Below are 12,132 nucleotides of genomic sequence, written 5' to 3' on the forward strand. Positions count from 1 at the left end.
ATCGTCACTTAAAAAACAATTAAAGGAATATAAATTAAGGGGTGTCTATTAAAAATAATAGACACCCCTTATTAAACATTTATATAAGAAAATATACTAATCCAATCCAATCAATTTTCTATTGTATGCTTCATCACTCCCTGTTGAAGCAAAATCGTCAAAAGCTTTATCCGTTACGTGAATAATGTGATCGGCAATAAATTTAGCACCTTCTATTGCACCATCCTCAGGATGTTTAAGTGCACATTCCCACTCCATCACAGCCCATCCTTTGTAATCATAAGCTGCTAGTTTACTGAATATCGATTTAAAATCCACCTGTCCATCACCAAGCGAACGAAAACGACCTGCACGATCTATCCAGTTGGAATATCCGCCGTATACACCCTGCTTACCTGTAGGATTAAACTCAGCATCTTTGACATGAAACATCTTAATACGCTCATGATAATGATCGATATAAGACAGGTAATCCATTGCTTGTAAAACAAAGTGTGAAGGATCATACAATAAACAGGCCCTCGCATGGTTACTTACCTTTTCAAGAAAACGCTCATAACTTACACCATCATGTAAATCTTCTCCAGGATGGATTTCATAACAAAGATCAATCCCGTGATCCTCGTAAACATTTAAGATTGGAAGCCAACGCTTTGCCAATTCATTAAAACCGGTTTCAACTAATCCCGTAGGACGCTGAGGCCAGGGATAAACTGTATGCCATAACAAAGCACCACTGAAGGTCGCAACGGCATCTAAACCCATATGCTGAGAAGCCTTAGCGGCATATTTCACCTGCTCTACTGCCCATTCTGTTCTTGCCTTAGGATTTTTATGATACTTTTCCGGAGCAAAACCATCAAACTGATCATCATATACCGGATGTACTGCAACCAATTGTCCTTGGAGATGTGTACTCAACTCTGTTACTTCGAGTCCATAGCTATTGACAATACCTTTTATCTCTTGTGCATAATCCTTACTTTCAGCTGCAAGTTGTAAGTCAAAATAAGAAGTTGCCCAAGTTGGTATCTGCACGCCTCTAAATCCAATCTTTTGCGCCCACTGACAAATGGATTCTAAATTATCAAATGGAGGATTTTCTCCCAAAAATTGGGCTAAAAATATACCAGGTCCTTTAAGTGTTTGCATTTTTTAATTATTTATTTCAAAAACAGTCCATTTTTCATTACTATCACCACTTTTAATAACGGTATCAATAAAAGCCATTCCTCTGATGCCATCATCGACTGAAGGAAAATCCCATAAATCAGAAGAACTCTCACCATCCAATCGCGCCGATAAAGTTAAAGAGAAACTACGATACAAATTTGCGAACGCCTCAAGATACCCCTCTGGATGTCCGGCAGGTGTTCTGCAATTAAACTTCGCAATATCAGACAGAAAACCATTTGTTCCTGCCCGATACGTTTGGGCAGGTTCAGCATGCCATTTTACAAGTAAAGTATTTGGCTCCATCTGGGCCCATTCAATCCCGCCTTTTTCACCATATATACGAATCTTTAATGCATTCTCTTCTCCAGCAGCTACCTGCGAAGCCATAAGTACACCAGCGGCACCATTGTCAAATTTCAATAAAACATTTCCATCATCTTCCAATCTTCGTCCTTCTACCATCGTGTTCAGATCTGCACAAAGGTGTGATATTTTCAAACCAGAAATATACTCTGCTAAATGTGCTGCATGGGTACCGATATCACCCATCGCTCCGCTTTTTCCTGATTTTGCAGGGTCAGTTCGCCAAGCGGCACCCGCATTACCTTCACGTTCGGTCAACGTACTCAGCCATCCTTGCGGATATTCCACATAGATTTTACGGATTTTACCAAAAGCACCATCTGTCACCATCTGCTTAGCCTGCTTAACCATAGGGTATCCAGAATAAGTATGTGTCAACATCAGAAGCAATCCCGTTTCTTCTACTTTCTTTTTCAATTGTAGAGCTTCTTCTAGATTAAAGGCTATCGGTTTTTCAATAACGACATGGAAGCCATTATCCAATGCTAACATAGCAGGCGCGAAATGCGCAAAATTAGGTGTCACGATCGTCACAAAATCCATACGTTCATCAGCAGGTAGTTGCCGCTCCTTCTCAATCATTTCTTCAAAATTGAGATAAGTTCGGTTTTCAGGAAGAAATAACACTTTTCCACTCTCCTTTGCTATTTCAGGATTAATACTTAAAGCTCCGCACACCACCTCCACTAGTCCGTCCATATGAGCCGCAATTCGATGTATTGCACCAATGAAAGCATCCTTGCCTCCACCGACCATTCCCATTCGTAATTTTCTATTCATTTTATTGGTTTATTGGTTTAATATTTTTTGATATATTGATCCTATTTATACTCTTAATCTTCAACAGATCTTATTTTTACCACAGGTTTAGTCTCATTTCTGAAAGACTATTTTTCACAGCCTCTACAAAATAAATGATGGTTTTGATTGATTAAACAAACTATAAAAATAAAGATACCGCTAAACAGCATGCAATTAATTCATTATTTTAATAGAAAACAGGCAAATATTAACCTAAATAAATTTCAACAAATAAGTTACAAACCTAAACATGGGCTTTAAATAAGTTTCAACCCACTATTGCAACACGATCTCCCAAGTATGTTCATATAACATTAGTTTGGGGTAATATTGAGTCAGATTCTCCAATTTCATCTGATTAAATTTGATTAAACCAGTGATTTATAAAGGTCACCAATTATAAACTAGCAAACGAAATGCGTATCACACGCACGTACTAACAACTCGTAAATATGTATCGAAGACCTATTTATTCTATCCTTGTGATCTTCGCTTGTATATATATGATACAGGCATGCCATAGACCGCCCTCAAATCAGATGAGTGAAGACCCTATACCTGACAGTATCAGCTATAATTTTCATGTTAGACCTATTCTTTCCGATAAATGTTTTGCATGCCATGGGCCCGATGCAAATAAACGCGATGCAGATTTACGTCTCGATATACCTGAAGAAGCCTACAAAGCATTAAAGAGTAATGCCACAGCGCATGGTATTGTACCCTTTAAGCCTAAAAATTCTGAAGTTTTTTTGAGAATATCATCAAAAGACACATCCTATATCATGCCTCCTATTGCAACCAACCTCACTTTAACTGCAACAGAGATTGCTATTATTGAAAAGTGGATCAAGCAGGGGGCGAAATATGAAAAGCATTGGGCTTTCACTGCACCCAAAACTCCCACCATTCCCAAAGTAAAAGATACCAAATGGATAAAAAATGAAATTGATTATTTCGTACTTGATAAACTAGAACATAAAAAAATAGCACCAAATCCTGAAGCTGAAAAGGAACGGCTACTGAGAAGGGTTAGTTTGGATATCACGGGATTGCCTCCCTCATTACAGATGATGGATAAATTTATGGCAGATAACAGCCCTAATGCCTACGAAAAGGTAGTAGAAAGTTTAATGGGAAGCCCAGCGTATGGTGAACGGATGGCCTTACATTGGATGGATGTTTCCAGATATGCAGATTCACATGGCTATCAGGACGACAATTACCGCAGCCAGTGGCCATGGAGAGATTGGGTCATTCATGCTTTTAACAACAATACTCCTTACAATCAATTTATAAGCTGGCAACTCGCAGGTGACCTGATGCCTCATTCTTCTAAAGAACAGCTTTTAGCAACAGCTTTCAACCGAAATCATAAAATAACAGAAGAAGGTGGTGTAATCGATGAAGAATACCGTGTAGAATATGTAAAAGATCGAACAAATACCCTGGGAAAAGCAATTTTAGGAATAACCCTGGAGTGTGCACAGTGTCATGATCATAAATATGACCCATTCTCACAAAAAGAATATTTTCAAATGACCGCTTTCTTCAATAATGTCAAAGAAGTTGGACTCGAATCAACTGTTGGTGGACCAGAGACATTCGCTAAAAAACCATTAATGGAAATCAGTAATGCTGATGTCCAAGATATTCTAAAGTTTGTCAACAAACAGGACACGAATAAGTTAATCGTATCAGTTATGGGCGATCAAGATACCCTCCGTAAAACCTATGTACTCAACAGAGGTGTCTATGATGCGCACGGAGAAGTCGTGCAGGCAAGCACCCCAAAGTCAGTATTGGGATTTAGCGAAAAATATCCTAAAAATAGGCTTGGTTTAACGCAATGGTTATTTGACAAACAAAACCCTCTCACCTCGCGTGTATTTGTTAATCAAGTATGGCAGGAATATTTTGGTAGAGGTCTGGTTAAAACATCAGGCGATTTTGGAATGCAGGGAGAATTACCTTCACATCCAGAATTATTAGATTGGCTAGCAGTTGATTTTATGAATCACGGCTGGGACATCAAGCGACTAGTCAAACAGATCGTCCTCTCAGCAACATATAGACAATCTGCGGTGATAGATTCTGATAAATTCAGCGTTGACCCGGACAATATATTTCTCGCTCGTGCTCCTCGTTACCGTATTCCGGCGGAACATGTTCGCGATGTCGTGTTATCCAGTAGCGGATTGTTGGTTCCAACCATCGGTGGTCCAAGTGTCAAACCCTATCAACCAGCAGGGTTATGGGAAGCAGCCACATCAGGTCGTGGATTATTAGCCTCATACCGACAAGACCACCAGGCGAGTTTATACAGAAGAGGTTTATATACATTCATAAAAAGAACGGTACCACCTCCAGTGATGGCCATTTTCGATGCCAGTAATAGAGATCAATGTGAAGTTAAGCGACTGAATACCAACACTCCACTTCAAGCACTTGCGATGTTGAACGATCCTACCGTGCTGGAAGCTTCTCGAGTTCTGGCCGCTCGCTTACTACAAGATAAAACAACTCCTGAAGCCAAAATAACAACCGCATTCCGTCGCATTGTCAGTCGTAAACCTAAGGTACAAGAAGTAAAACAATTAACAGCCTATTATGCCGACCAGCTAAAGGCATTCAAACAAAATGCAAATGCTGATAAAGTCTTAACAGTCGGAGAGTTTCCTATAGATCAGAAAATCAATAAGACGCAACTTGCCGCATTAATGGGCGTAATTACCATTATATACAATTTAGAAGAAACCATTACAAAATCCTAAATTATGGACAAAAATATTTTAGAACATGGTCTTAATTTCAATAGACGTCGATTCCTTTCTAAACTAAGTTTAGGCTTAGGCAGCGTAGCATTAGGGTCTTTGCTCATTCCCGATCTATTTGAAGGTGGATTTGAACAAACAGGACTTCCTTCTGGTATTCCAGATTTTGCTCCTAAGGCAAAGCGGGTGATTTACCTCTTTCAAAATGGAGCTCCATCACAACTCGAATCTTTCGATTATAAACCCAAACTCAGAGAAATGATGGGGCAAGAGCTTCCTGAATCCATACGGGGAGCACAAAGGCTTACCGGTATGACTGCCAATCAGGCGTCCTTCCCTTTAGTAGGTTCTTATTATGATTTCAAGCAATATGGAGAATCGCGTGCATGGATCAGCGATTTATTCCCACATACAGCAAAAGTCGTTGATGATATCTGCATCATTAAATCTATGTTCACAGAAGCGATCAATCATGATCCCGCATTGACATTTTTTCAAAGTGGCGCGCAACAAGGAAACAGACCCAGTATGGGTGCTTGGCTTAGTTATGGTCTAGGAAGTGAAAATAAAAACCTCCCAGCGTACACCGTATTATTATCACGGGGAAAAGGTAATGGTCAGGGTGTTTATTCCAAATTATGGAGCAACGGTTTTCTAGATTCGACCCATCAGGGTGTTCAGTTCAGCAGTGGTGAAGATCCCGTTCTTTACCTAAAAGACCCTGATGGCTTAAATCGTTTTGAACGCAGAAAAATGCTTGATCAATTAGCCGAAATGAATGAGCTTTCCTATCAGGAATTTGGCGATCCTGAGATCAATGCCAAGGTACAACAATATGAAATGGCCTATCGGATGCAGACCGCAGTTCCTGAAGTCACGGATCTTTCTAAAGAACCCGATGATATCATCAAAATGTATGGCGCAGATTGTCTTAATCCCGGTACTTTTGCGGCCAATTGCTTACTCGCAAGAAAACTGAGTGAAAACGGAGTTCGCTTTGTTCAGCTTTATCATCAAGGGTGGGATCAACATGGTAACCTCCCATCAGAAATGGCTGGTCAGGCAAAAGATGTAGACCAAGCATCGGCGGCGTTAATTACAGATCTCAAACAAAGAGGTTTATTGGATGAAACACTCGTCATCTGGGGAGGAGAATTTGGACGGACCAATTATAGTCAAGGCGCGATGACCAAAGATAATTATGGCCGTGATCACCATCCCCGCTGTTTCAGTATCTGGATGGCAGGTGGAGGAGTTAAACCAGGAATTGTATACGGTGAATCTGATGAATTAGGGTACAACATCATCAAAGACCCTGTCCATGTGCATGATTTTCATGCCACAATCCTGCATCAACTTGGATTAAACCATGAAAAACTCACCTATAAACACCTCGGTAGACGGTACAGATTAACCGATGTAGCAGGAAAAGTAATCAATGACATATTAGTATAACCTTATTTTTTATGGAAAGAAGATCATTTATTAAAAATACAGCAACTTTATCTGCAAGTTTTTTCATTATGAAAGACCTAATGGCTAAACCAAAGGGTCCAATATACGGACATCATCACATGCGTTACACCCTTGATAACAAATGGGGACAATTAAATCCGCTCAAAAACCCCGTAAATGACTGCCATGAAATGGTCCAAGATAAAAAAGGGCGTATTATACTATTAACCAATGAAACTAAAAACAATATATTAATTTATAACAAATCGGGTAAATTATTGAGCTCCTGGGGGCATGATTTTCCAGGCGCACATGGATTGACCATCGCCAATGAAGGCAAACAAGAATCGTTATTTATTACTGACACTGATAGACATCAGGTTTTTAAAACCACTTTAGATGGCAACATATTAAAAACCATCGATTGTCCTATGGAAACTGGGTTATATAAAAAAAAGGAAGAGTTTGTTCCAACTGAAGTCGCTGTTGCAGACAATGGCGATTTCTACATTGCCGATGGTTATGGCTTGCAGTATGTCTTACACTATAATGCTGACGGTAAGCTACAGGGCTATTTTGGAGGAAGAGGAAAAGATTTAAAACATTTGGACAATGCTCATGGGGTTTGCGTGGATAAAAGAAGTGGAAATCCGACCTTACTGGTTACTGACCGCACACGCAACTGCTTTAAACGTTTTGATATGAACGGCAATCTCCTAGAAGTCATCGCATTGCCAGGAGCATGCATCTGTCGCGCAGTCATTAAAAATGAAAACCTTTATGCTGCTGTTTTAAGATCCCCCGATCTCAATAAAGCAGACAGTGGTTTCGTCACGATTCTAGACAAAAACAATAAAGTAATATCCAATATTGGAGGTACTGTCCCAGTATACACCGATGACACTTTACAGCCTATGGCTCAAGAAACACCAATATTACATAACCCACATGATGTTTGCATCGATAACGACGAAAATATCTATGTAGCACAATGGGCATCAGGAAAAGTATATCCCTATAAATTTACTCGAGTCTAATTTTTATATGAAAATTACCTTCAAAGGATTTACAGAACATGCATTGTTTGCGCTAAATATCTTTATTATCTTTATATTAATATTTGGAAAGCAGATCTCGGTACCACTATGGCTCCAATCATTTGGAAGATTGCATCCCATGTTACTACATTTTCCAATCGTGCTATTGCTATTAGTGATGATACTTGAAATTTTTCGTTTCAATAAATCATATGCTACTTTAACTATCTATCACAAATTTACATCGGGACTACTACTGGGCGGTATTTTCTTGGCAACTGTAACTGTTATTATGGGTTTATTACTATCACAAGAAGATGGTTACAGCGGAAGTACTTTACAGTGGCATAAATGGACCGGAGTAAGTCTTGTCTTTATATCTTCTTTCATTTATTGCATACGCGAAAAATCGTGGTACAATTCTCCACTTTCAAAAACGTTTGCCGTGCTCACCATTATTTCACTCCTTCTCACTGGTCATTATGGTGCCATATTGACCCATGGTGAAAATTTCGTACTAGCTCCTGTCACACCTGCTCCAGAGAAAGTTTCATTAGAGCAGGCGCTGATCTATCAAGATGTGGTTTTACCTATTTTTACAGCCAAATGCGCCAGTTGCCATAATATGGAAAAGGCAAAAGGAAGTTTAAACCTTACCGATGCGTCATCTATGTTAAAAGGTGGAAAAAACGGAAAACTATTTGTGCCCGGCAATCCCCAAATCAGTCTATTATTGCAACGCCTGCATCTTCCAATTGAAGATGAAAAACGGATGCCCCCAAAAGGAAAGCCCGAGCTTACTGCCACAGAAATAGCGATACTTACACTCTGGATAAAAGGAAATGCGCAATTGGATAAAAAAGTAATCGATTTACCACAGCAAGATTCTTTACGTATTCTGGCTTCTACAACTTTAGCTCCATCAACTTCAATAGCTCAACAATATGATTTTGATGCGGCATCAGAGGCAACGGTCAAAAAACTTAATAATGATTATCGGGTTATTTCCATCTTAGATAAAGGCTCCCCTGCTCTATCAGTTAATATTTATAACAAAACCATTTACAAACCAGAAGCACTAAAAGAATTGACAGAAATAAAAAAACAGATCGTGTTTCTCAACTTAAACGGATTACCTGTCCAAGACGAAGACTTAAAAACGATTAGCTCATTTGAAAATTTACGCAAACTGAATCTCAACTTCACTGCTATCAAAGGAGACGGACTGAAGCATTTATTTATATTAAAAAAGTTAAATAGTCTATCACTATCTGGTACATCTGTAAATTTTAATACCGTAAAGCAGCTTGTTACCATGAAAAACCTAAAAGAGTTAGCATTATGGCGAACGGGCATAAAGGAAAATGAAATTGCGAAATTGAAGCAATTAGCGAAAGATATTCATATTATTACAGGCTTTCAAGACGACGGAAAAAGTCCTATAAAGCTAAACCAGCCACGTTTAAGCACAACTATTTCTATTTTCAAAAATTCATTACCATTACAAATCAAACATCCCATCAACGGTGTAGAAATCAGATATACAACAGATGGAACCGAACCCGATAGTTTAAAGTCACCTCTATATGACAAAGGAATTGAAATCAAAGAGTCTATCACATTAAAAACTAGAGCTTATAAAACTGGCTGGTACGGTAGTGATGTCTTAAGTTTTAACTTTTTTCAAAGTCGCTACAGTCCCGATAGTATTGCATTTGTAGTAGCTCCAAGTGAAAAATATAAAGGTGACGGACCGAAGACATTGACAGATTTACAACTCGGTACCTTTGACATTCAGAATGGCAAATGGATCGGTTACAATGAAAACATGGCAATAATGCTATTTTTCAAAGAGCAGTTACCGCTCAAGTCTGTATCGATCAACTTGATGAGAAAAATTCCAACACATATCCTTCCGCCACAGGAACTTGAAATATGGGGCGGTACTAACGAAAAAAACATGCACTTATTGCAACGTATAAAAAATCCAATGCCCCAAAAAGATGAAGCGGACGCTTTTATTAAGATGGAATTGAAATTTAAATCGCAGCCAATCTCCTGTCTGAAAATTGTTGGTAAAAATTTCAAAAAACTTCCAGAATGGCACGCCGGAAAAGGACAACCAGCTTGGATATTTATGGATGAAATACTTTTAAACTAATCAATTTAAACTAAAAAAAATGCATAAAATTCAAACAGCTAAACTATTTTGGGCAAGTTGTCTAGCTCTTCTAGTCACTTCGCTTTCTTTCGGTATCCGTGCGGGTATGATGGATCAACTCGGCATTGATTTTCAATTAAATGCGACACAGTTGGGTACTATCACAGCAACAGCTTTCTGGGGATTTCCACTTGCCATCGTTATCGGTGGGTTTATTGTTGACATCATCGGAATGAAACGTCTTTTAGTGATGGCTTTCCTTTTTCATTTGATCGGAATTATGTTGACCATCTTCGCTCAGGGATATTGGAGTCTTTTCTTCTCCACATTATTAATTGGCATTGCAAATGGTACCGTAGAAGCCGCCTGTAATCCATTAGTGGCCACACTATATCCGCAAGAAAAAACAACTAGGCTCAACTATTTCCATCTTTGGTTTCCAGGAGGTGTTGTTATCGGTACTTTATTGGTCACGCTATTTATCTATCTGGGTATCGGATGGCAATTCCAAGTTGGGATCATGTTAATTCCAACGGTTATTTATGGTTATATTTTCTCAAAGCTTAATTTCCCCGTTACAGAACGTGTATCCTCAGGATATTCCACTGCAGACATGTACAAGGCAGTAGGCTCCCCTTTATTTCTATTCCTATTTCTATGTATGTTTATGACCGCTATTACTGAACTATTTACCGGGCAATGGATTAGTTTATTGCTTAAAAATGTAACCGATAACGCCATTTTACTACTTACGATCACCACTGGAATTATGGTAATAGGCCGTGCATTCGCAAAACCAATTGTTCAAAAACTTGCACCCCAAGGTGTACTCCTTTTTTCAGCAATCTTTGCCGCTGCAGGTCTATATATGCTTGGTAGCTTTACAGGTAACGCTGTTTTCTTTGCTGCAATTATTTTTGGTATCGGTGTGTGTTACTTCTGGCCTACTATGATCGGTTTTGTTGCTGAGAATATTCCACAGTCTGGAGCTTTGGGTTTAAATCTTATCGGTGGGGCTGGTATGTTTGCTGTTTCCATCTATACAATGATTATGGGTAGCTATTATGATGGTCTAATAGTCAAACATTTACCTATTGGATCCAATATCAATCTGTATAGCACTGCAACAGAGGGAACAGCGGAAGCTTTAGCATACGCAACCGCTAAAAATCTGGCCGGTCCGGAAGTATTGAAGATCACATTAATCCTTCCTATCATATTGATTTTTGCTTTTGGAGGATTATATCTTTATATGAAAAAAAAGAAAGAAGTGGTTCCTCTAAGCAGTGTGGTGAATTAAATATTGAATAAAACGCAAGGACTATAGTTGATCATAAATAACCGTATTTTAATCTACAACATTTCAGGTCGTATCATCTTGTTTTACATTTATTTTATATATATTTGAGTTAAACCGAACGGCATAACAAACTGGTTTCTAAAGCACTCTTTGTTCCTCGTTTATACAATTAAACCTAATTATAAAACCATAATGAAGCATCTAAAAAGCATTATATGTTTAATTACAATAGGCATACTGCTATCAAATGTATTCCCATCTGCTGGGCAAAGTAAAAATAACACAGTCAAAAAAACCCTAGTTGTATTTGTAACGGGCGACCACGAATACAGTGGCGAAGAAACCCTTCCTATTATAGCTGCCGAACTGGAGAAAAACTATGGCATGCGAACTTTGGTATTAAAAGCAAGTCCTGACTATAATTCGGAAGAAAATATCCCAGGATTAGAAGCGCTAAAAAATGCCGATCTAGCTATTTTCTACCTCCGTTGGAGAAGATTGCCAGCTGATCAGGTTAAACATATCGACGATTATTTAAAATCTGGCAAGCCGGTTATTGGTTTCCGAACAAGCACACACGCCTTTAATTATCCTACTGGACATCCCCTAGAAAATTGGAATGCTTTCGGTGAATTTGCTTTAGGAGGCCCTCCGGGATGGGGCAAAGGTGGTCATACGCATTACGGTCATAATTCCAGTACCGATGTATCCATTATTCCCACACAAAAAAATAACCCGATCTTGACAGGAGTAGATCCAAACTTTCATGTACGCTCTTGGCTGTACCATATTGTACCCGATTATCCATCAAAAGGATCAACTTGGTTATTAATGGGAAAAGCTGTAGATCCAGATAAAAAAGCAGTTGAAAATCCTGTGGCTTGGACTTGGAAAACCGCTGCTGGAGGAAAGGTTTTTACAACAACACTCGGTCATCCCGATGATTTTAATGTAGCAAGTTTTCAGAGGTTACTGATCAATGCCATCCATTGGACTGTAGGAAAACCTATCCCTAAGAAATGGGCAGGAAAAATAGATATTAATGTTCCGTACAGACAACAATAG

Annotated in this window: 8 protein-coding genes; 6 read left to right on the top strand and 2 right to left on the bottom strand. The window is 38.9% G+C overall.

Annotation, left to right across the window (positions count from 1 at the left end; translation table 11 throughout):
- Positions 1-96 precede the first annotated feature (96 nt).
- Positions 97-1,152: a sugar phosphate isomerase/epimerase family protein gene (locus JAZ75_RS00715; RefSeq protein WP_183912344.1), complete on the bottom strand. Its 1,056-nt coding sequence runs from the start codon at positions 1,150-1,152 to the stop codon at positions 97-99.
- A 3-nt stretch (positions 1,153-1,155) separates the two neighbouring features.
- Positions 1,156-2,319, bottom strand: a complete 1,164-nt coding sequence (locus tag JAZ75_RS00720) for a Gfo/Idh/MocA family protein (RefSeq protein ID WP_208699687.1) — start codon at positions 2,317-2,319, stop codon at positions 1,156-1,158.
- A 560-nt stretch (positions 2,320-2,879) separates the two neighbouring features.
- Here JAZ75_RS00720 and JAZ75_RS00725 point away from each other — a divergent pair.
- From JAZ75_RS00725 to JAZ75_RS00750, 6 genes are all read left to right on the top strand, one after another.
- A complete protein-coding gene (locus JAZ75_RS00725) occupies positions 2,880-5,114 on the top strand; it encodes a PSD1 and planctomycete cytochrome C domain-containing protein (protein ID WP_208699689.1) in 2,235 nt (744 codons plus the stop codon).
- 3 nt (positions 5,115-5,117) lie between these two features.
- Positions 5,118-6,569, top strand: coding sequence for a DUF1501 domain-containing protein (locus tag JAZ75_RS00730; protein WP_208699691.1), 1,452 nt, complete (start codon positions 5,118-5,120; stop codon positions 6,567-6,569).
- Positions 6,570-6,580: 11 nt separating this feature from the next.
- A complete protein-coding gene (locus JAZ75_RS00735; protein WP_208699693.1) occupies positions 6,581-7,606 on the top strand; it encodes a hypothetical protein in 1,026 nt (341 codons plus the stop codon).
- A gap of 7 nt (positions 7,607-7,613) precedes the next feature.
- Complete coding sequence (locus JAZ75_RS00740; RefSeq protein ID WP_208699694.1) at positions 7,614-9,767, top strand: FN3 associated domain-containing protein; 2,154 nt, start codon at positions 7,614-7,616, stop codon at positions 9,765-9,767.
- A gap of 19 nt (positions 9,768-9,786) precedes the next feature.
- Positions 9,787-11,067: an MFS transporter gene (locus tag JAZ75_RS00745; protein ID WP_208699696.1), complete on the top strand. Its 1,281-nt coding sequence runs from the start codon at positions 9,787-9,789 to the stop codon at positions 11,065-11,067.
- A gap of 192 nt (positions 11,068-11,259) precedes the next feature.
- Positions 11,260-12,132, top strand: coding sequence for a ThuA domain-containing protein (locus tag JAZ75_RS00750; RefSeq protein ID WP_208699698.1), 873 nt, complete (start codon positions 11,260-11,262; stop codon positions 12,130-12,132).

Source organism: Sphingobacterium sp. UDSM-2020 (assembly GCF_016132525.1).
Taxonomy (GTDB): Bacteria; Bacteroidota; Bacteroidia; order Sphingobacteriales; family Sphingobacteriaceae; genus Sphingobacterium; species Sphingobacterium anhuiense.